The sequence below is a fragment of the Colwellia sp. 6M3 genome (assembly GCF_014077595.1).
Classification (GTDB): Bacteria; Pseudomonadota; Gammaproteobacteria; order Enterobacterales; family Alteromonadaceae; genus Cognaticolwellia.
In genome coordinates this window covers 1-23,562 of sequence record NZ_JACGWF010000065.1, presented here as the reverse complement: position 1 = coordinate 23,562, position 23,562 = coordinate 1, and the positions used below count along the sequence as shown (strand labels likewise).

Here is a 23,562-nt window from a genome sequence, read left to right as displayed (position 1 = left end):
GTTTAAGTCATTTAAAGCTTTAGCACTGAAATACCCTAGCGCTACAAATGCGAAATATTGGTCGTTGTAAAAGCTTTGATCGAAAGTTGAATACTGAGGGAAGTCTAATTTTATATCATTTGAATCAAAGTAATTGAATAAGCGAACGTGCAATAGGCTTCTTAGAAAGTCAGGGTAAAAATCTAAATGATAAGCAAAAAGTTCATCATAATCTGTTGGTATATTTGATAGGTCTTTAGAGTTCCATAGTTTATTTGTGTTAATATTTTCCTTTAATATTTTTCTATTACGCTCTGTTAAAGCCTTTCCATTCTTTACCATTTTACTGTCATAAAGCTCTTTTATATATTCAGAGTTCATAGCTTTCAAATAGTATATTGTACTTTCTTTTCCGTCAGGCGCTATTGATTTGCCAATCATTACAGGACTTTCAAGTTTTAAATTTCTATTCTGTTTCCCTTCATATTTCTCTATATCATCAATTACTAATGAATAACCCCAATATTTTAGCCTGTTTTTAAGTGATGTATACGCACCAAATTTATACTCAGGATCATGTTCAGCATCAATGATTATTATTTTGGATACTCCTCTTTTTATAAGCGAAAATGCACCTAGGTTTTCTGAGTGACCTCCATCAGATAGTTCAATCAGACCGTCAGAAAGGGTTGTGGGATCTGTAATTTCTTGTTTTAAAAGGGGTCTAAATGCTGCTCCTGATATAGCTATTAATTTCTTTAATTCAGGACCTGTACCATTAATATAAGGATGAAAACCTCGAGCTTCTGAGCCTGATTCTGTGGGAGTAAATTCATATATATCCTCAGAAAAGTCAGTTGGCCATGGGTCTAAAAATGTTGTATTGACTATTAACTCAGGGAACTTTGTTTTTTTGTGTAATTGCTTTAAGTCACTTATAAGTAAAAGGTCTTGTTGTTCGTTATATCCGAATTTACGCAAGATTTTTGTATCATAAACACCCTTTAAACTATTAAAGGGTAATATTGATGGTAATGCTGCTTTAAAATTAACAAAGTTAGCTGTGTAGTAATGACGATAAGCATTTTCTGTAAAAATATCTTTTCCAAATGTGGCTTGACCAAATTTATTATTTCTATCAGATATGGAATTCATCTCATTTACAAACAGTTCGTATCCTGTATATCCCCCACCAGAAACAGTAGATATAATATCAACATTCTCAAGTATCTTAAGATCATATAATGTTTTTAAGGCTCCAAAAGCAAATGCTGATGAACGGAGGCCTCCACCTGAAATAGCAATACCTAACGTTCTATTACTTTTAACTGTTTTTAAAGGTGTATTAGAAGTTATTTTTGTATCAAAATCATCAATTGGATTAGCGCAACCGAAAAGGTATAAAGTACAGAGGAGTAATAAGTATCTAGACATAATATATCCTTATATATTTATATAACGCTAGACCACTTAACAAGCATTTTGTTTAACGACTTTGAAAGTTACATTGATTTTACTAAATGATAGTTTAATTCAATGTAATTATCAAAATACCACTTACGGCAATAAATCCCTAGCATGGCAACCTAGAACCTTAGTTAACGCATAAAGCTTATCCACTGTAATATTTACTTGGCCGCGCTCAATCCTACCTACATAGCTTCTATCAAGATCGGCTAACTCTGCAAACTTATCTTGTGCTAAGCCTTTTTCTGTCCGTTTGGCCTTAATGTTAGCGCCTAATTTTTTTGCTAAGTCTTTCATTTTATGACTTCTTAAAATAAAAGACTATCTTGTTTTGCGGATTATAAGTCCACGGCTTATAATCCTCTTTTTAGCCTTGTAGTATTAAATAGATGTCTAACATAAAAGTAATAACGATTAATCCAACTATTCACCAGGTTTTCATTGAAAATAAAGATGACTTCGTCTCGATAAAAGAGATTAAAACGAGATTTATTTCAAAAACAAATAGCAAAGTAACCTCAGATGAACTTACCAAAGTTGTATATCGGCAATTACTCAGGCTTTTGAAAAATCAAATAATTGAGAAGCAGTTATTAGATAAATCAAAACGACTTGGATATAAAGCAACAAAAAAATTTGAACTGGTAGAGTTTAAATTTAAAAAATTTCAAGTTGAGTCAGGTACCTCCCAAGTCTCTCCAAAGACAGAGCTTATTAATCGAGCTGAAAATGTAATTAAAACTTTAAATAATCAACTTACTCAATACGAAGTTGATTTTCAGTCGAGTATTGCTGAGTCTGAAGAATATAAACGTCTTTTTACCATTGCTCCGGAAATGAAAACGACACTTGAATCTCATTTTTTAGCGGCGAGAAACCATTCAAATCAGTTGTTAGGGAAAATAACAGCCGTCAAAAATATTATCGAGAAAGTTGAACTGAGTAATCAACAATGAAATTAAGGAATTGGCAGAAAGAATGTGTATGTTTAGCTCTAGAAAAATACAAAAATAACAGGCACTTTATGTGCTTAGCTACACCTGCCGCAGGTAAAACAAGAATGGCTGCCGTACTTGCAAAACAGTTAAAAACTAATGGATTAATTGATTTTGTTATTTGCTTCTCACCAAGCATTACAGTAGCTGATAGTATTAAAACAACGTTTAGCGAAGTTTTAGACGCTCGATTCGATGGCATAATTGGTGCTGTAGGAAAATCATACACGTATCAATCAATGCTTTATTTAAACGAAGAGTTTTGGGAAATATTAGCGAGTTATAAGGTGCTGGTTATATTTGATGAAATTCATCATTGTGCAGGTGACTCAGACGGTAATGTCAACGCATGGGGAGAGCCAATACTTTCATATATTAAAAACAAAGCCACATATACTCTTGCGCTGTCAGGCACGCCTTGGCGTTCAGATACACTGCCAATCACATTATCTGAATACTCAGACTCAGATGGAAAAATAAAATGTGACTTTGTCTATGGCTTATCTCAAGCTATTAATGACAAGGTTTGCCGAAATCCTAATATTGTACTAATTGATAATGAGAACATTATTATCACTAAAAAAGAGACAGAGACACAAACGTTTACTAGTTTTATCGAGTTGTTCAATAAAAATATCATTAGCTATAGTGAGCTTGTCCAAAATACTACAGCGTTAAAATATATTCTTAGCCGTGCTATAGATAAGCTGAAAAATATTAGGCTTACAAATGGTCATGCCGGAGGATTAATTGTCGCTTCGTCAATTGAACACGCCAATAATATTCATAAATTGATGACTATATACTTTAATCAAGACGCCGTAGTCGTTACTCACAAACAAACTAATGCTGCCGATATTATCAAAAACTTCAGACAAAGCCAGCAAGCTTGGGTAATTAGCGTTGGTATGATCTCAGAAGGAACAGACATTCCTAGATTACAAGTATGTTGCCACCTTAGCCGAGTAAAAACAGAATTATATTTCAGGCAAATACTTGGTCGAGTGCTTCGTATCACTCAAACAAGTAATGAAAAAGCATGGCTTTATACTTTCTCTGAGCCAAGTTTAAGTGAGTTCGCACATCGACTTAACCAAGAGGTACCAAATCAAAATATATTGAAAAATGAATACTTCTCATCAATTGATGCAAATAACAAAAAACTAAACTCTCATGCTTTGAATGATCATGAGTATAAAGACGATGTAGAAGAGCCAGTAATTTCGTTTTTTGATCAAACAGATAGTAACTCGAATGCTAAGCAAAACGTTGCCTATATAGATATTATTGGAAGTTTTCGCCAACAAGTTATAGCTACTTTTAATTCACCTTTTTAATGTCTTCACATTAATAACGTTGAACGTATTTAAAGCAGACTTTGCTAAACAGGCTCACTTACGACTTAGGTTTTTATGCCTACAAAAAATAACAAATTTAATGCTCTTAAACTATTTAACTTATTGGTACACTTGATGAATTACTTTTAGGATTTTAAAAGGCCTCAGGAACTATGGCAGATTTCAAAAAAATTGAAGCATTAGAAAAACGTTTATGGTCGGCTGCCGACTCTCTCCGTGCCAACACTGGCCTTACCGCACAAGAATACTCTCGCCCAATATTAGGCTTAATTTTCCTTAAGTATGCAGAGTTCCGCTTTACTCAAGCCAAAGAACGCATTGAAGCCAAAGGTAGCTCTCGTCGTCGTGGTAACGGTGATATTAAGTCTCAAATTCAAGCCGAAGGCGCGATGTTTGTGCCAGACGATGCTTTGTACTCAAATTTACTAGCATTGCCTGAAGGCTCTAACATTGGTGTGAGTGTTAATAACGCCATGAAAGCGTTAGAAGCTGAAAACGAAGCAATTAAAGATGCACTACCAAAAACTTATACCCGTTTCGATAATGATATTCTTAAAGGTTTACTTAAAAACTTTACCGCCATTGATTTTGGTTTAGGCTCAGACATTTTTGGTCGAATTTACGAGTACTTCCTGAATGAATTTGCGAAAACGGAAGGCCAAGGTGGCGGTGAGTTCTTTACACCATCAGCTTTAGTACGTTTAATTACTGAAGTTATTGAACCCTATCACGGCAAAGTATTTGACGCTGCCTGTGGTAGTGGCGGCATGTTTGTCAGTTCTGCTGACTTTGTAGCCAGTCATAACAAATCAGCCTCTGATGAATTATCAATCTTCGGTCAAGAGAAAACCGGCGATACCGTACGTTTATCAAAAATGAACTTAGCGGTTCATGGTCTACAAGGTGATATTCGTGAAGGTAATTCGTATTACGAAGATCCGTTTGACTTAGCCAAAGGTGAAATCATTGATGGCAAGCAATATGGACAGTTCGACAGAGTCATGGCGAACCCTCCGTTTAATGTAAATGAAATTCAAAAAGACCGTTTAGAAGGTGACAAACAACGTTTTCCTTTTGGTATGCCGCGTAACGACAACGGCAACTACCTTTGGATACAGATGTTTTACGCAGCACTAAACAAAACAGGCCGTGCAGGTTTTGTTATGGCAAACTCTGCCAGTGATGCTCGTGGCTCTGAGCAAGACATACGCCAAAAACTGATTGAAGACGATGGCGTAGATGTAATGGTTGCGGTATCAAGTAACTTCTTTTATACCGTGACCTTACCTTGTGCCTTATGGTTTTTAGATAAAAATAAACCCGCCAAAAATAAAGGCAAAGTATTGTTTATTGATGCTCGCCATATTTTCCGTCAAGTAACTCGTGCCGTGCGTGATTACACAAGCGAACAACTTAACTTTATTGCTAATATAGTGCGTTTATACCGTGGGCAAGATATTGATAACACTTATCTTGAAACTCACCCTGACCAAGGCAACGACGGTAAATTTAAGCTAGAAGACGTCTTCACTAATGAGAATGGCGAACTGACTTATCAAAATGTTGCAGGCCTCTGTAAAGTAGCCACTAAAGAAGAAATCATTGAACAAGGTTATAGCTTAAATCCTGGCCGATATGTAGGTGTTGCCGAGGGTGAGCATGAAAGTGATGAAGACTTTGTTTTTAAGTTAACAGCATTGCAAGAAGAGTTAGAAGTGTTGAATGCTGAGGCGCATGAGTTGGAAACCATGATTTCGGTTAATGTAGCTAAAATTATGGAGAAAGTCTAATGGATGCCTCATGGAGAGAGCTTACTTTAGATGATGTTTGTTCTAAAATTACCGATGGTGCTCATCATAGCCCGAAGTCTGTTGAAAATGGTAAACCAATGTCTTCAGTAAAAGATATGACACCATTTGGCCTAAATCTGAAGTCTTCGAGAATAATTAGTGAAGACGATTTCAATAAGCTTGTTAAGCAAGGTTGTAAGCCAGAAGTAAACGACATTCTTATATCGAAAGACGGCAATAGTGCACTAGATACAGTCTGTAGAGTCAAAGAACCTGTTGACGCTGTACTTCTGTCATCTGTAGCCATTTTAAGGCCTGATATTAGTGTTATCGAGCCAGAGTTTTTAAGGCTCTATTTAGACGCAGAACCTACAAGACAATACTTGAAAGCAACCTCAATTTCAGGGGCGGCAATTCCTCGTGTAATTTTGAAAGATTTTAAGCGAGCGAAAATAAAACTACCGTTATCCTTGGATAAACAGAGAGTATTATCTAGTTATATAACCAATTACGACAACCTAGTCGAAAACAACAATCGCCGTATTGCTATTTTAGAAGACATGGCGCAATCACTTTATCACGAATGGTTTGTTAACTTCCGCTACCCAGGCCATGCTGACACGCTTGATGCTTCTTCATCTAACGCTCTTATTGAAAGTAAAGGCAAGTCAAAACTCATTGACTCATCACTAGGCCAAATCCCCGAAGGTTGGGAGGTTAAAAAGTTTTCAGAGCTAGTGAATTATAAAACAGGAAAACTTAATTCCAATGCCGCAGTGGTAGGCGGTGACTATCCATTCTTTACTTGCAGTCGAGAGACATTTAGGACAAATACCTGGTCTTTCGATTGTGAATGTGTGCTTTTGGCAGGTAATAATGCTAACGCTATTTATCCAATTAAATATTTTAATGATAAGTTCGACGCATATCAAAGAACTTATGTAATCACCGAAAAGAATAGAGATGAAATAACCCCAAGTTTCTTATTTTACTGTTTGGCATTAAAGTTAGGCCAATTAAAAAGCATGTCTACTGGTACTTCTACTCGCTTCCTAACAAAAGGAATTTTAGATAATTTAGATCTTCTTGTTCCATCTTCAACATTAATGTCAGAGTTTGATTCAATTGCTGTAAATTTACTAAATTCACAAGCAAGTTTAAGGAAGAGAAATGAAAACCTTAAACAACAAAGAGACATGTTGTTACCTAAGTTAATTTCAGGACAAATAGAATTATAAGGATATATTATGCAGCCGATAGAAAAACTAGTTGATTGGGTGAAAGACAGACCTGTTTTTTGGCGTCACGCCATAAGGCTCGCATTAACTAAAGGAGAATTAACTGAGGAACAGCACCGCCTGATTTGGGCAATAGCCCAAATGGAGTATGAGGTTATTGATAAAGGAATGCTATACCCGCTCTATGAAACCCCTGTTACTGCATCAGGACTAGTATCAGAAGTTTCAAAGATAAACTTATCGTCAATTACTAAAGTGGTGAATGTCGGCTCGTTAGCACCAAACCAAGGTTTAACTTTAAACCCAAAAGGTTTAAATATTATTTATGGTGATAACGGTACAGGCAAATCAACCTATGCTCGTATTTTAAAACACGCCTGTTTAACTAGGGGGGACGTTGCGCCCATACTTGGTAATGTTTTTGAAGACTCTAATGAAGAGTCTTCAGCCAAATTGACAGTTGTCAGTGATAATGAATCTTTACCTGTTGATTGGACAAAAACAGCAGAAGTAGATGAAAACTTGAAATCCATTCGAGTATTTGACACAGAAACCGCATCGCACTATGTAAGTAAAAAAGAAGGGGCCCTTGGCTACAAGCCTTTTGCACTGAAGGTGCTAGAGAGCTTATCTATTGCTTTGGATTATGTAAAAAGACAAATTAGAGAAGAGTTAATGCCAGGTAACGGTCTTCAAACACTACCAGCATTTTCATCTGACACTTTAAGTGGAAAATTTGTTAATGGTTTAAGTCATAGAACAACGTTAGAAGATGTTGAAAAATATTGTGCAATTGATGGCGAAATTAGCCAGATAACTCCAATCCAACAAAGTATTTTTGAATTGAAATCTCAGTCTGTAGCGAGTATTAAAAAAGGGTTAAACGCACAGGTTTCTAGGGTAACGCCTTTATCCAAAAAGCTTAGAGCGTTAAGTAATGCTTTATCCGATAAAGTTTACACTGACTTAAATGTCCTTAAGAAAGATGCTACTGAAAAGGCTGAACTAGCCAAAGAGCTACGAGAAAGAGTTTTGTCCAACTTGCCATTTGAAGGTATTGGCGATGCTAAGTGGTTAACTCTCTGGCAAGCAGCGGAATCCTTTATTAAATCTCAAACGAGTGGCATAACCTTTCCACCAGATGAGTCAGAAACGTGCCCACTATGTTTACAAGCTATTGGCAGTGATAGTGCGCAGAAATTAGCTTCTTTTAGAGAGTATGTTGCTAACCAAGCCGTCCAAGAAGCTGAAAGCGCAAGTAAAACACTTAAAATAGAAGTCAATAAAATCGAAGATCTCTTGTTAGATCTGAGCGATTACGATGCTGTTATTGATGAGCTGACAAACGAAGACAATGATTTTAAAACCTCGATAGCAGTGCTTGTTGAGTCACTTAAATTACGTAAGTCGCAGTTTTTAAAGCCTAATGCTGAAAATGCTTTCCCTGACTTTGATGAAGCACCTGTTAAATACTGCGAAGACATATTAGAAACGCTAAATAATGATGTTAACGAACTGGTAGGTAAAGATGATGAATCTCATAACGCCTTAATTTTAGAGAAAGAACAAGCATTAGCAGAGCTCGAATCAAGAAAATTAGTTTCTGATAACAAAGAAATCATTATCAAAAACATATCGCGCTATGTTTTTGAAAATAAGCTAAAAGCAATTGAAGAAATTACAAATACAAGGCAGGTAACTATTCTCGCAAATGAATTAAGTAAAGCGACAATTATTGAACCTTTGGTGAAGTGCTTTGAAGATGAGTTAAACAAATTCGGGTTCGACAGATTCACCGTCCAAGTAAAAACGAGAGGGTCTTCTAGCCAACAACTTTCCAAATTAGAAATTATTGAGGGCAGCAATAATGTGGTTGCTGAAATAGCTAGTGAAGGCGAACAAAGGTGTATCGCCATTGCTTGTTTTATGGCTGAGATAATTGCAGATGGTAGACGCTCTGCGGTTATTTTTGATGACCCTGTTAACTCACTAGATCATAGATGGCGCGAAGATATAGGAAAACGTCTTGTAGAGGAGTCGCTTGTAAGGCAAGTGGTTGTGTTTACTCATGATATAGTGTTTTATAAGTATTTACTTGAATGCGTTGATAAAACAACAGGCTCTTCAGTTAAACAGATCCGTTTAGACCGAAACCGTAAACATACTGGTCTTGTTGATAATACGCCCCCTTGGGATGCTTTACCTATTAAGGCAAGAATTGGGCAATTGAATGCAGCCTATCAAACTTTAGAAAAAGTTGATCGGACGGGGACAGAGCTTGAATATTCCCAACACAGCTACGGTTTCTATAATTTACTTCGAGAGGCTTGGGAAAGATTGGTTGAAGAAAAGCTGTTTAATAATGTTGTAACAAGGTTTGGGCGGTCAATTCAAACGCAACGCATCACTAAATTGATAGACGATATCACTCAGGCAGATTACGATACTATTGAACTAGGAATGTCGAATTGCAGTACGTTTTTTCAAGGACATGATACTGCTACGGGGTTACAACAAAGACCTAGAAAAATAAGTGAAGTGAAGGATGATTTAGACTTGATTGGCAACTTGCTCTCAGGTTTGAATAGGAGAAGGTAATGACATATACGGAAGATGTTTTAGAATAACTAGCAATATATTTATATATCAGATTTAAAACTTAGGATTTATTTAGGAGTACGATTTGGAAATCGAGCTATGGGAAGGCGGCTTATTAGCCCATGAAGTTGATGCGATTGAAAAAATTGAAAAGCATTTTCAGAACAACAAGAAGAATACGAAACAGCCTGTAAATAATAGCTCTTTAAAAGAGCAGTTAGCAAAAGTTAAAAACAGCAGCATATTTCCTTGGAAAGGTTATGCAGGTTTTCGCTTTGTTGATAAAGGCCAAGAAGGTGAGTTTGACTTAGTGATAGTCACTCATTGTAATGTACTTATTATTGAGCTTAAAGATTGGAATTTCGGTGAAATAACAGCTCGTGGCGATAAATGGTATAAGAATAACCAAGAGATGGGCCGTTCACCTGTTAGTGTAACTCGTAATAAAAAGCACTTATTAGAAAGGAAATTGGATAAATATAAGAACCAATTTTCGAACAAAGGATTTCGTCCTTTTGTACATTTTTTGGTTGTTATGACAGGGAACGCTTGCATTGATAAGCTTCCAGAAGCCGATAAAGAGCATACAATGTCTTTAGATTCATTTTTAAAAATGAAAAATGAAGGGCATTTCAATAAAAAATTTGAACCTAAGCACTCAAAACAAAAGGTATTAAATCAAGATTTTCATATCTTCGATAAGTTGTTTGATCGAAAAAGTTCTAACCTCCAGCACAAGCATATAATCGTTAATGGCTATAAAGCGATTGATGAATTATTTTCACATCCTAAGGGGGCGTATAAGGAGTATTCTGCAGTATCGGAGGTATCTACTAAAGATGAAGCCTTGTTGCGTTTGTGGGATTTCAGTCAAATCTCTGGTCAAAAAGCTAAAACACCGGAAGGTCGCTTTCAGATAATATCACGTGAGCGTGAGGTGTTAGGTTTTATTAAACATCAGAATTATGACTTGTATAAATATTGCCTAACGTCTTTAACGAGTGTACAAAAAGATGAAGTGACCGTTCAATATTCTGAATTATACGAACTACCTCCAAGCCATGTTCGGTTTAATGAGTTTATTGGCAAATTCTGTGTAACCTTCACTGAAACTGACCGACTGAATGTTGTTAAGCTGTTATTTGCTAAATTTGCCGACTTACATGAATTAAGAATTGCTCATCGTGATTTAGGCGATCACAGTATTTGGATTTCACCATCTAAAGAAGTCGCTCTTTCTAATTTTATTTCAGCCTACCATCAGCCCTTAGGAACAGTTGGCAACTATCGTGAAGCATTATCAGTTAGTGATGGTTTAACACCTTTCGGAATGGTAGTTAATGAAAAAACAACGCCATTCAAAATGGATGTTTATGCTTTGGCTGTTCTTGCTTGGCACATTCTGCAAGGCAAACGGTTGTCACCAAATAGTCTTAAAGATTTTCTATCTGAGGTCGAAAAAAGCTCTAATTGGTTTTCGAGCTGCTTAACACAAGCACTGGCACAAGAATTAACTGATGCAAGAGCGTTGTTTGATGCACTGAAAATAGCAGAGCCAAAAGTAGAGCAGAATATAGACTTTGATATTACAGCACTCGAAATTTATCAACAAAATATTAAAATAAGTCGTCAGTATCCTGAAGACGAATTTTTGAGTGAAACTGATGATAAAGAAGTTTACCTGTCTAATGGTTTAATCGTTAAAGAGTGGCTTAATATCAGCCCTAGCAATGAAAATGTTAAACTAGGTTATAAAACGCTACATTTCTTAGAGCGGTTAGAAAAACTTAAGTCACTATCCCCACCTTACATCCCAAACATACATGAGTTTGGTTTAGCTACTCGCAGTAGTAGTCTATTTCTAGTAATGGAAAAAATTGATGGTATTAACTGGGATGAAATCCCTGCGTCTACAGATCATCTCGAAATAGTTAGAGTCTTAATTTCAAACGTTGAGCATTTACATGGGGTACATATTTCACATGGTGATTTACACCCTGAAAATGTATTGGTAAATATCGATGAAAAGTCTGTTTTCTTAATTGATATACCAGACTTTAGCGTAGATGATGTTGAAATGAAAAATCATCGCTACAGCCCTGATAACATTGATGGTTGTACCGCATTTGAACGAGATAATTATGCTGTTATGCGTTTAAGCGCAGAGTTACTCGGGATAATATGGGGCGAGCATAGTGATGAGTATCCTGTACTAAGTAAAGCGATAACGGTTGAGTTAGAAGACCATGAATATGGTTTTAAAAGTTTAGAGCGTTTTAAGGACGCTTTGATATCACCCGTTGATGATGAAAGTTTTGATCTAGTTGAAATAACTACACTTGGTTCTTTTGAAGAATTAACTATTTACCCTGATGACGGTAAGGTATACCTATCAATAGAAAAAGATGATAGAAATGAAAATGAAGCTAAGATAACGTTTAAAGGCGTTGGTGGTAATGTTCGGATAATTTACAGTCCTTTTCAAGAATGTTTTAGGCTCGGATTTAAACCTCAAATCCGTTCATCAGTTGGACGCAAAGATATTGAGTCATCGCATCTTGAAATACCTTTCGGCCTTAAAATTAAGCCATCTCAACGTCCCAACCTTGATTCGCTAAATAGACGACTTAGCAATAATAAAGAGCTGACTCGTGCTGTTGAACTTGTACTGAAACCAGAACCCAAAGAAGTAATACATGTTAAGCGTCAAGTTGTTATTACTGACGAATCACTTAATAATATAGATGTTGATCAGCTAATAGAAAGTAATACACCTGAAAGTAACCCAGTTGAGGCACTTGATAGTCAAGTAACTATTCCGCGTAAATCAGGTATGACAGATGAGTTCGCTAAGCTATTTGAAGAGTCGCTTAAGGAGATAGAAACTCGTCAGCCAACAGAAACTAATACATTTAATATCCCTGAGGTTGAAGAGCTTGATAGTTTTAGCGCTATCAGCACCCACCAGCTTTGGCAGAGTATTTTAGATACCGAAACAGAGTCTCACCCTAATATTGAATTAATTGAAATACAAACACCCAAAGAGCAAGATAAACAGCTTATTTTGCACCATAAATCAGAAAAAGATCCGTTAGCCTCTTTCAGTAAAACTGACGAGATTGAAGCTTTGTTAGTAGACGGGGAAAAAGAAGATGTTTTAGGGCTAGTGCTTTTAAAGCCTTCAACTTCAAGTGAAGTTCGCTTAACGAAAGTTAGAAATCGAGCTAATCGACTTGATGAAAATGACATTATCTATTTTAGAAGTAAAGCCGATAAGGCCTCTTTTACAAAGCGTAAAAATGCACTTGAACGTATTTTAGCGAAAGAAAGTACCATTAGCCGCTTGGTTGATTATTTTGAACCAAAGAGTGACTTAACATCTACTTGTTACGATATAGAGGTGACTGATAGTGATTTCTCTCGTTATGATCGTACTGATGATCATGGCAATAAAATTAGTTTAAATAGTCAACAACGGGAAGCTTTTCAAAAACTAGTTAATTATGGGCCTTTGTCATTATTACAAGGGCCTCCTGGCACAGGTAAAACTGAGTTTATTGCGGCATTCGTTCATTACTTAGTAGAAAAACAACAGGTAAATAATATCTTGTTGGTTAGTCAATCCCACGAGGCGGTTAATACCGCAGCAGAAAGAATCCGGAAGCATTGTTTGAGACTAAGTACCTCATTAGATGTAGTACGGTTTAGTAACCGTGAAAGTGTTGTGTCAGACGGCTTAAAAGATGTTTACTCTAATGCAATCATCACTGAAAAACGTGAACTTTTTTCTGCCGAATCTACCTATAGAACTGCTGGTTTGAGTCAGGCTCTAGGTTTAGAACCCGAATATTTAAAGGCAATTACACGAGCAGAACTCAAGCTATTTAAACAGCTTGATGAGTTAACAAACTTGTCAGAGTCATTAAGCGTAAGTAAGCAAAGTGAGGAAGATAAAAAGGGGTTAACTAAATCTTATAATGAACTTAAAGCTGTAGTGCGTTTTACATTAAATAAAGACTATGAAATAGATGTTGATAATGTTGAATTAGATAATGTTAAAAACTTAGTATGGAAAAAGCTGCAAACTGAATACTCAATTAGGCCTGATGAAGAAAAGAAAGCTCGTGCGTTAGCAAAGATATCTAGAGATATGTTGGATGTTTTAGCTGCTGATCGTGTGAATTACGATGAGTTTTTTGCACGTTCACGACAATTGGTGACAGGGACTTGTGTTGGTATTGGTCAACATCATATCGGGATAAGTGAAAATCAGTATGATTGGGTCATTATTGATGAGGCTGCACGTTCTATTGCTAGTGAATTAGCGATTGCCATGCAGTCAGGAAAACGTGTATTGCTAGTTGGCGATCATAAACAGTTACCACCGCTCTATTCAGAACCACACAAAAAGGCGATAGCTAGAAAATTAGGTATTGTTACTAATGATTCTGAGGATTTGTTACAGAGTGACTTTGAACGTGCCTTTGAGTCTGGTTATGGAAAAGAAGCAGGAGCTAAGCTCTTAACCCAATATAGAATGGCTGAGCCAATTGGTGATTTAGTCTCTCAGTGTTTTTATAAAGGAGAATTAGTCACAGGAAGCCGTAAAATACCTGATATTTATCAAAATGTACCCAACGTATTGAAAAGCGTTGTAACTTGGTTAGATACTTCAGCTTTAGGTAAAGCCTCTCATCATACCCAAAGCAAAAATAATAGTCTGACTAACCGTGTTGAAGCAGATGAAATTATTAGTTTACTTAAAGAAATTGCAAGTAATGATAAATTCACAACAGGATTGTCTAAAACAGTTAAAGATGGCGAACCAGTTATAGGTGTCATTTGCATGTACGGTGAACAAAAAAGACATATTAGAAAAAAATTCAATGAGCAAACATGGAATGATGATTTTAAATCTTTAGTAAAAATAGACACAGTTGATAGTTACCAAGGTAAAGAAAATAGAATTATCATTTTGTCTATTACTAGAAGTTGTTCAGATCTTAGTAGTGGCTTTTTACGACTTCCTAATCGAATTAATGTTGCATTATCTCGTGCGATGGACCGCCTAGTAATCGTAGGGGCATCACAAATGTGGAAAGGTAAAAATGCTAATAAGCCATTGGGTACGGTTATTAAGTATATTGAGTCGCAAACAGAGCAGTCCAATTATAAAATGTTGAATGTGAAATCTAAACAACGACAAGGAGCGAAAAAGTAATGACTGAGCATTCAAACATAGTTTATAACGAAATTGATTTTCTTATTCCGTCATACCGTTTTAATATTCGCTACTCCTACGTGACTAAGCGTGGTTTATCATTTATTCGTGAATTCGTACTGAGATTAGCACACTTATCACCGATGAAATCGGGTGAGATATCAGGCTTTTTGGGCCTAACAGAGCGAGAAGCGAAAGAAGCTATTCGTGATCTTATTGAAAGGGAGGAGTTGTGTTATAACGAATTTGGCAAAGTTGAGTTAACCGCTAAATCGAAAGGTTATTTTCCACAGCTAGGTGAGTCACCTCAAGTAACCGATATTGTTACCACCGGTACTGTGCTTGGTTTTGAGGTTTGCGGATTTAATTGTGTCTCTACACAGAGCAGACGTTTAAATGATAAATGGACCAGTGGTCTTAGAATTGATGCGAAAAGTGAATTGATTGCTAATAGAGCAAAATTAGCGGGCAAAGCTTTTCAACGCCAGTTTCATGCTTTATTAGATAAAGAGTATATAACCAATGTACGAGAATCAGAGGGGGCGGGTAGACCCAACATCTATAAGATCGACTCATTAAAGCAAATTGGTACAGAGCCATATCGTGTCAAGATACGTTTTATGATGGATGAATACGGCGTTGTGGTTGAGACCGATGAAGTTGAACCATTAGACAATGATGAATTAGCGTTAGAAGCCATTGAGCAATCGATGGAAAACAACCGAATCCGTAATAATTTACATGAAGTGACTTTGGCTGTTGAATCTATAGGTGATATTCACACGGGGTCAATAATTAATGAACAAGGCTTTAATGTCGATAAATTTAAAGCCTTGGCCCAATCTCGTTCTTCTGATAATGGCGAATTTATTCCTTTTGTTGGTTCATTATATACTCGTGATAATTGGCAAAAATTTAATGAACAACTTGATATAGTCAAAAAGCAATTGGTAGGTACACACCAAGAAGGGATTAAACCGTTAACTTGGCTTGCTCCTAGTGAGGGGATGTGGGGACGAAACAATTACTTGATTAGTTGTTTTGACTCGCTAGTTGATGGAGCAAAAACGAAAGGTAAAAAGCAAAAAACACTATACAAGCCAACATTATTTGTTCCATTGGGGTCTAGACAAGATAGGCATAATTGTAGACGATGGAAGGATGACTTTAGTAATAATATCAATCATGTCCATGGTTATGCAGAAGGGTTTCTGGGTGGTGCTGTTGAGGTGGTTTTACTGGCACAAGAGTTAGTTGCTGTAACTTATTATGTTAGTTTACCTAATCTATATCCCGTACCAATTCCTATTGGATTTATAAGTAAAAACAAGTTACTAATCAATACTGTTACTGATGAAATTTCACACTACCTAACCGAACAACGAGACTTCGGAGTTATTTCAAAATTATGACATACACGGAAGACGCCTTAGTAGAACAACCAGCAATACAGTTATTCTCTGAATTAAACTGGGAAACAGTTACATGCTGGGATGAGGTATTTGGCTCAGTTTCTGACTTAGAGAATGGCGAGTCAGATCTTAATACAGACAAGCTAAGCAACCCGTTGTTTTTTGGGAGAGAAACCAGAAATGACGTAGTGCTATTTACGCGACTAAAAGCGTCACTACTAAAGCTAAATCCTGATATTAACCCACTTATTATTCAAGAAGCCATTGATGAAATAGCGCGAGATAGAAGCGCTATGACGTCAGTTTCGGCCAATGAAGTTGTATATGAGCTATTACAAAATGGCTATATATATACGACTGAGGCTGAAGGCGAAGATGATTGCGTAGTTCGTTACGTTGACTGGAACAACTCGTCAGAGAATGATTTTTTATTATGTAGCCAAATGAGCATAACGGGCGAAATAGAAACACGTCGCCCTGATTTACTGGGTTTTATTAATGGCCTCCCGTTTGTGTTTATTGAGCTTAAAGCGAGCCATAAAAACTTACTTACCGCATATAAAGATAACCTTGCTGATTATCGAAAAACCATTCCTCAGTTATTTATTTATAACCAGTTAATACTCTTATCAAACGGTGTGCAGTCCAAGGTTGGTTCTATATCTAGCCAATGGGAGCATTTTTCGGAATGGAAGAAAATTGAAAGTGAGTCTGAACAACGAAGAGTAAGTCTCGAAGTTGTTATACGTGGCGTGTGTGAGAAAAATCGTTTACTCGATATTATTGAAAACTATGTGTTATTTGTAAAAGCGAAACATACAGTAAAAATAATCGCAAAGTATCATCAATATTTGGGTGTTAACCAAGCGCTGTCAGGCTTAACCAATGTAAAAGAGCGTACTGGGCAGCTTGGTGTTTTTTGGCATACACAAGGTAGTGGTAAAAGTTTTTCGATGGTGTTTTTCTGTAAGAAGGCCTTTCGTAAATATACGGGGAACTGGACGTTTGTTTTAGTTACCGATAGAACTGACCTTGATGATCAAATTTATAAGACCTTTAATGCTGTGGGTATTGTTACTGAAAACTGCCAGGCAGATTCAGGAGCGCAATTAAAGTTACTATTAGGTGAGGATCATCGTTTTGTTTTTACGTTAATACAAAAATTTAAAGGTGATGAAAAAGGTAATTACCCCATCCTATCGGAACGCGACGATATTATTGTTATCACTGACGAAGCCCACAGAAGCCAATACGACTCTTTAGCCATGAATATGCGCTATGCCATGCCTAATGCATCATTTATGGCATTTACAGGCACTCCGTTGCTTACAGGCGAGGCAAAAACACAAGAGGTGTTTGGTGACTACATCAGTATTTATAACTTTTCAGATGCTGTTGATGATGGTGCTACCTTACCCTTGTATTATGAAAACCGTGTGCCAGAGGTGTCGTTATCGAACGAAGATATTGGTGATGGCATTACTGAAATTTTAGATGAAGCTGATCTAACCGATGAACAAGAAGCTCGTTTAGAAACCGAATTTTCAAAAGCCTACCATATCATTACTCGCGATGACCGTTTAGAAACAGTCGCTAAAGATTTAGTTGAGCACTATATAAATAGAGCACCGTTTAGCAATGGCATGCTTGGTAAGGCTATGGTTGTGTCTATTGATAAAGCCACTACTATAAAAATGTATGACAAGGTTCAACAGGCTTGGAAAGCCAAATTATCAAGTTTACAATCACAAGCTAAATACGCTACAGGTAGTCGTTTAAATAAGTTAAGTTTTCAAATTGAACATATGACGTCGATAGATATGGCGGTTGTAGTATCAGGCGGACAAAATGATGATGAACGGCTTACCAAAAAAGGACTTAACTATAGGCCTCATCGTGAGCGTTTTCTTAAAGAAAAAATAGACGAAAAGTTTAAAGACCCTGAAGACAATCTAAGAATTGTGTTCGTTTGTGCTATGTGGCTGACTGGCTTTGATGCTCCAAGTGTTTCAACACTCTATCTAGATAAGCCCTTAAAGAGTCATACGTTAATGCAGACGATTGCGCGTGCTAACCGTGTATATGAAGGAAAATCAGCGGGACAAATTGTTGATTACATCAATATTTTTAGCTCATTACAGCAAGCGTTAGGCATGTATGGTGGTGGTATTGCTGAAGGTAGTGCTGGTTATCAGGTCGATAGCCCAGCAAAAGATAAATCTGAATTGGTTACTGCACTAGGTATAGCGACTGGCGAGTTGCAGGTGTTTTTAAGTTCAGTGGATATCGACTTAGCTGCTATTGTATCTGCACCTTCAGATGGCTTTGCTAAATTGTCTTTACTAGATAATGCTAGCGAAATTCTTTTAGAGCCTAAAAATATTGATGAATTCACTGCTTTTGTTCGACAAATAAATCGGATTTTTAAAGCGATTATGCCGGATGATAGTGCCAATCAATATGTGCCTTGCCGGATAGCGATTAATATAATTTATTCGCAAATGCGATTAAAATCAGGCCTTTCAATCGATGATGAAGATGTTTTAGACGTTGTTAGAACGCAAGTAAATGAATTACTTGATGAGTCAATTTCAACTATTCATATCAAAAGTAATCTACCAGCGCCAATTAACATTGCCGACATCGATTTTGATGCACTTGCGACCATGGTAGCGAAAGTTCAGAAACCCAAACCGTCGGACGCCGAACGATTAAAGAACTTGATCGATCGTAAGTTGCAGCCAATGGTTTTAAAAAATAAGACCCGACAAGACCTACAGAAAAAGTTTCTAGAGTTAGTAGAACAATATAATCTTGGGGCTTATACAGCAGAAGAGTTCTTTAATACCTTAAAAGAATTTATTACTGACTTAGAGCATGAAGAAAAGAGAACTGTACGTGAGGGCTTGACCGAAGAGGAATTGGCGGTTTACGACTTGATGATACAAGGTGCGCCATTAACTGATAAAGAGCGCAACAAGGTTAAAGAAATTGCGAAAGAGTTAACCGATAAAATGCAGGAAATATTGGTTATTGATTGGCGCAAGAAGCAACGCACTAAAGCTAGAGTGAAAAATATGATTGAGGAAGTGTTAGATAGTTTACCTGAATCTTATGATGATAACTTATGGCCGAAAACCTGTAGTGATGTTTACATGCATATTTTTGAAAAATACCCAGGTCAGGGGCAGAGTGTTTATCAGTAAAGTTGGATATTGAATCTAGTGAATCAAAATGGTGAACAAGGAAGTACGGCAGTGGATAAAAATAAAATAAGCGAACAAATTAAATCTGATTACGATTTAGTTAATTTTATCTCTGAAGATTTAGCAACCTTTTACCGAAAGGCGATTAAGCAGTGTGTTACTGAATGCTATCCCGAGTCATTAGTTAATTACCGCAGCGCTCTTAGTGTGACAGTATCCTTAGTGTATAAAGTACTAAATATTAAAAATGTAAATTCTAGTAGCGATTTGAACTCTCAAATAGAAACACTAAATAATTCAGGTCGTATTAGTTTTATGGTATCTAATTTGATGCATAAGATTAGACTTGCAAGCAATAAAGGAAGCCACCCTGAAGAATATCCAGATGAAAATTTCAAACTTCTTTGTATAAATACTAAAGAAAATTTTTTTAAGCTACTACAAGAGCTATTTCCACAATTACAGCCTAGCATTACTCTACCCAAATTCGAATTCAAACTTGAAAATGAGTTAAACATAGAGCTTTTATCTCATAAGGCATTATTCGAGGATGATAAAGAGTCTCAGTTTCTCGTTGCAAAGAAACTTAATTCAATTGCAAAGAGAATACTGCTGTCAAGCAATCAAGGGGATGCTAATAAAAAAACCATTATAGAACTTACTAATGGTGAGCAAGAGGTACGTTATCATAAAAATGAAACAGCAAGAAATACTTCATTAGCATTTCAACTATTTGATGCATGTAAATACAAAATACCGGAAGCTTCATATGAATTTGGAAAACTTCTTTTAGTCGATGGGCATTGGGTTTGCCCAGACTCTGCTGTTATTGATAGCGTGGAACGTGGAATTAATTACATTCATAGTGCTGCAAATGATGGTGTAACAGAGGCATTATCATTATTTGGGAGTATCAAGTTATATGGCTTATACGGAACGAATATCGATACTGAATGGGCTTTAGAACTACTAGAGAATGCTGCGAATGATAATGATACATCTGCTATATTTGAACTTGCCAATTATTATGTAAATAGTAATAAAAACGATTTATCATTAAAATATTTTAAATTATCAGCTCAACTTGGATCACCCAAAGCCCAATACTTGCTTGCTAAACACTACCTAGATGCAACTTTTTCCACAACGGATGACAATGAAATAGATAAGTTGATAAATGACGCTGCAACAGCGGGGGTTAAAGAAGCACTTTTATTGAAAGCTCGACGGTTGGCAATGAATTCAGGAGAAAAATGTAATCAAGAGGCTTTAACTGCCTATGAAATATATGCTGATAAGCACCCTGTTACACCTGAAGGCTTACTTGAGTGTGCTCAGTATTTTATAAAACATGATCAAAAGCCAACGCAGGCAATGCAGTATTTAACTTCGGCAGCATTTCAGGCAAAAGAAGAGTCTAAAAATAAATTAGCAGCTTCCATTGGCTTTATTATTAGAAATTCATCAATGTCAATTAGTGCTTCTCACGAGACGATTGTGAAGTTTCCAAAAGAAGCATTGTTGAATATTGAGGACGTAAACTTAAATAATTTAGTAAAGCCCGCAACGTCAATAAATTTACCTACTAAGCAGCTATTGGTTTCGCCTTCGTTAAATATTGGCAGGAATGAGGTGTGCTTATGTGGTTCAGGCAAGAAGTATAAAAAATGCTGTATAAACTAAGCCGAATTTTAGAGTATATACTTTTGTTAAAGCACCACTAAAAATCAATTATTTTTGGAATTATATAAAGTATTAAGCTAGTTTTATTTGTAATTAGTTTTAATGTGATTTTTTAATTTGCTGCTTATTAGACCTGTCCCATTTTCTGATGAATCTTTAGAAAGCTACATTATGCGGCTTGCAGAATCTAATGGTTATATAAAAGCCAGTGGCTTTTGGTCGGCTATTCGACAAACTTTTGATAAGTCAGGTATAGAGCATTTTAATATCCCAGAAAAATTAGCAAGTGTTAACCCTTATTTAGCCAAACGCTCGAGTAGTTTACGTATTAAAGCGCTACACCATTTAAGTACTTTATCTAACCTAGAGCCACTGCCTCTATTAGAATTGGCTATTTTCAGAAGCGCGAATCCTTATTGTACTAATGCTCAGGCTGTTATTCATAATGGTAAAACTTTACCTAGGCAATTCATTGTAAGTTCTCCTGCTATTTGTCCTGACTGCCTGCAAGAGTCAAATTATATTCGCCAAATATGGAGTTTTTGGCCATATAACCGCTGTCATATACATGCTAAGCCATTAATCAATGTTTGCAGCTGCGGGGAAAAAATATCGGTATATAAAGATCAGGCGATTGGTATTTGTCAATATTGTAATGTTGCATATGAGAAACTTAAAAGTACTGTCTCAAATGAGGTTGATTTGATTATTAGTACCTGGCTAGTTGGTATTGAAAATCATGAACTACCAAATGTTAGTCAAAGCCATAAATTTGGTCTTGTTCTTTGGTGGTTAAAGTTGAGAACATTAGATTTATCTGAATTTAATTCTAATGAGTTTGTTGCATTTTTTTCTGATTGGCCAAATGGTTTTTATGCTTTCTTAGAGCAAAAAAGGGATCGCTTTCTTGAATATGGTTCAAAGCCTATGCATCAAGCCAGGTTTAAAGATGTTTATGATGACCTATTGCTTATTAGTGCTAAATTACCATCACCACGGTTTAATGAAAATATAGTGTTAACTGCGATTTTTTGTTTTTTTAACGATAGTATAATTAGCAAAAACAATGAGTTTTTAAGCTTAAGAATTAACAGTATTGAAGCGGCAATACTGTTAAATACCTCAACCGAACAAGTAGCCGCTTTGGTTGATTTAGGGGAATTAAAATCTCATATCAGAATCAAATCAGGTGAGTTTATGAACTTACATCAGTACGCATTTGAATTGGGAGATTTGTTTTTTTTATGGCAGGCAGGATTTCAAACTGAATATTCAAACTTATCAGTTTTGACGTCGAGGTGGTGATGGATTCACTTAAAGAGGCCATTGCTATTCCCGACAAAAGCCAAAAACATAGAGCTGTTAAGCAATTGTTTTCACTTTCAACAGCCCCAATTAATATCGCTGGCCAAGCTGAATTGGCAATTGTTGCTCTAATTAACTTAACCGAACGGCTTGAGGTTATTGACGATGTATTTTGTAGGAATAATGCAAAAAATAAGCTTTTAGATGAAAAATTCTTAAACCGCTGTATTAATACCTATCAATACAGACACAGCCATAATGTTAAGTTCCCAGATTACAGAGCTCAAGGCACACTGCGCTTAAAGCCTGAAAGTTGTCAGTTCCCAGGGGACAGCTTTAAAAATAGCTTTGGTTATGCTCAAACTGGAGCAGATATAAACTATTCAATATTTCTTTGTGCAGAGTTTATTTATAACAATCAGTTAGTTTGTCTAGGCTCTGCTTTACTTAACAACGATACAGGAATACAAAATGCGCTAAAAAGTATTGGTTTAAGTACTAAGGCCTTAAACCACATGAAATCTCAGTTACAAGCCATTCCTGAAGAAGAAACAATAGAAAACTTAACAGGGAATTATTTACCTCAACTCAGGTTTCCATTTTTTAATGATGAATATATTAGTCTTTCGCCAGTTATTTGTAATGAGTTTCAATCCAAAGTGCATCAATATTGCTCACAGTACTTCAATTTTTCAACGATATATAATTTAGAACGTTCAGCTAACGTAGGATCCCTTGCGGCAAGTACTGGTGGGAAGTTAAAGTTATTCAAATCACTACCTAATAGGCTTAAAACTCATCATACTAAATTTGATGATTACTGGAACAAACATGAATTATTAAATATTTTGATTCGATATCAAAACTTAAAAAATATACTTGTTACAAATAACGAAAAATCACTTTTAAAGCAGAAATGTTTTGAAGAACTTGTAGATAACATTAAATCTTGGAAGCAAAGTAAAAGTAAAGTTCAGGCGCTTTTAGATCCAATAGAGCTAACTAAAGATTTCAATTTAGATTTGAGCAACCACAAAAAACTTTCCAAATTTTCCTATCAACCGGAATATAGTCGTTTGTTTATTAAAGCCTTTAACCGTATTGTTAAGCACAAAAGTACCGATGTAAAACCTGGCAAAATAGTTAATGGGGATGAATCATATATCCTGATACCTAACCTGAGTATTAATGATGCTAACGCAATGAGTACGAATTCAACTGTAGGTGTACCTTCGTTAATTGGGGTATGGGGGTTTATTCATAAGTTTGAGCGTAATATTAAACTACGCTCAAACTTATGAATAAACCCC

At 36.1% G+C, this 23,562-nt stretch carries 13 protein-coding genes; 11 read left to right on the top strand and 2 right to left on the bottom strand.

Features of this window, described 5'->3' with window-relative positions:
- Together H4J50_RS13570 and H4J50_RS13565 are read right to left on the bottom strand one after the other, a co-directional pair.
- A partial coding sequence (locus H4J50_RS13570) for a patatin-like phospholipase family protein (RefSeq protein WP_182257025.1) occupies positions 1–1,413 on the bottom strand: 1,413 nt, incomplete at its 3' end.
- A gap of 123 nt (positions 1,414–1,536) precedes the next feature.
- Positions 1,537–1,743 carry a helix-turn-helix domain-containing protein gene (locus H4J50_RS13565; RefSeq protein ID WP_182257024.1) on the bottom strand — a complete coding sequence of 69 codons (207 nt, stop codon included), beginning with the start codon at positions 1,741–1,743 and terminating at the stop codon, positions 1,537–1,539.
- A 92-nt stretch (positions 1,744–1,835) separates the two neighbouring features.
- Here H4J50_RS13565 and H4J50_RS13560 point away from each other — a divergent pair, with 92 nt between their 5' ends.
- The 11 genes from H4J50_RS13560 (at position 1,836) to H4J50_RS13510 (ending at position 23,553) form a co-directional block, all read left to right on the top strand.
- Positions 1,836–2,402 (top strand): hypothetical protein, encoded by a 567-nt coding sequence (locus tag H4J50_RS13560; protein WP_182257023.1) that lies wholly within the window; start codon positions 1,836–1,838, stop codon positions 2,400–2,402.
- Positions 2,399–3,778, top strand: a complete 1,380-nt coding sequence (locus tag H4J50_RS13555) for a DEAD/DEAH box helicase (protein WP_182257022.1) — start codon at positions 2,399–2,401, stop codon at positions 3,776–3,778. The genes H4J50_RS13560 and H4J50_RS13555 overlap by 4 nt, the downstream gene beginning before the upstream one ends.
- Before the next feature lie 173 nt (positions 3,779–3,951).
- Entirely contained in the window at positions 3,952–5,589 is a 1,638-nt protein-coding gene (locus tag H4J50_RS13550) for a class I SAM-dependent DNA methyltransferase (protein ID WP_182257021.1), read from the top strand.
- Complete coding sequence (locus H4J50_RS13545) at positions 5,589–6,827, top strand: restriction endonuclease subunit S (RefSeq protein WP_182257020.1); 1,239 nt, start codon at positions 5,589–5,591, stop codon at positions 6,825–6,827. The genes H4J50_RS13550 and H4J50_RS13545 overlap by 1 nt, the downstream gene beginning before the upstream one ends.
- A 9-nt stretch (positions 6,828–6,836) precedes the next feature.
- Positions 6,837–9,425, top strand: a complete 2,589-nt coding sequence (locus H4J50_RS13540) for an AAA family ATPase (RefSeq protein ID WP_182257019.1) — start codon at positions 6,837–6,839, stop codon at positions 9,423–9,425.
- 85 nt (positions 9,426–9,510) lie between these two features.
- Positions 9,511–14,646, top strand: a complete 5,136-nt coding sequence (locus tag H4J50_RS13535) for an AAA domain-containing protein (protein WP_182257018.1) — start codon at positions 9,511–9,513, stop codon at positions 14,644–14,646.
- The gene (locus H4J50_RS13530; RefSeq protein ID WP_182257017.1) at positions 14,646–16,058 is read left to right on the top strand and encodes a hypothetical protein; all 1,413 of its coding nucleotides are present in this window, start codon (positions 14,646–14,648) and stop codon (positions 16,056–16,058) included. Before H4J50_RS13535 ends, H4J50_RS13530 begins: the two co-directional genes overlap by 1 nt.
- On the top strand, positions 16,055–19,264 hold the full coding sequence (locus tag H4J50_RS13525; RefSeq protein ID WP_182257016.1) for a type I restriction endonuclease subunit R: 3,210 nt from the start codon (positions 16,055–16,057) through the stop codon (positions 19,262–19,264). The genes H4J50_RS13530 and H4J50_RS13525 overlap by 4 nt, the downstream gene beginning before the upstream one ends.
- Before the next feature lie 51 nt (positions 19,265–19,315).
- Positions 19,316–20,947, top strand: a complete 1,632-nt coding sequence (locus tag H4J50_RS19870; RefSeq protein ID WP_182257015.1) for an SEC-C metal-binding domain-containing protein — start codon at positions 19,316–19,318, stop codon at positions 20,945–20,947.
- A gap of 117 nt (positions 20,948–21,064) precedes the next feature.
- Complete coding sequence (locus H4J50_RS13515) at positions 21,065–22,252, top strand: TniQ family protein (RefSeq protein ID WP_182257014.1); 1,188 nt, start codon at positions 21,065–21,067, stop codon at positions 22,250–22,252.
- Between the two features lie 65 nt (positions 22,253–22,317).
- Positions 22,318–23,553 (top strand): type I-F CRISPR-associated protein Csy2, encoded by a 1,236-nt coding sequence (locus H4J50_RS13510; RefSeq protein ID WP_182257013.1) that lies wholly within the window; start codon positions 22,318–22,320, stop codon positions 23,551–23,553.
- Positions 23,554–23,562: the final 9 nt, after the last annotated feature.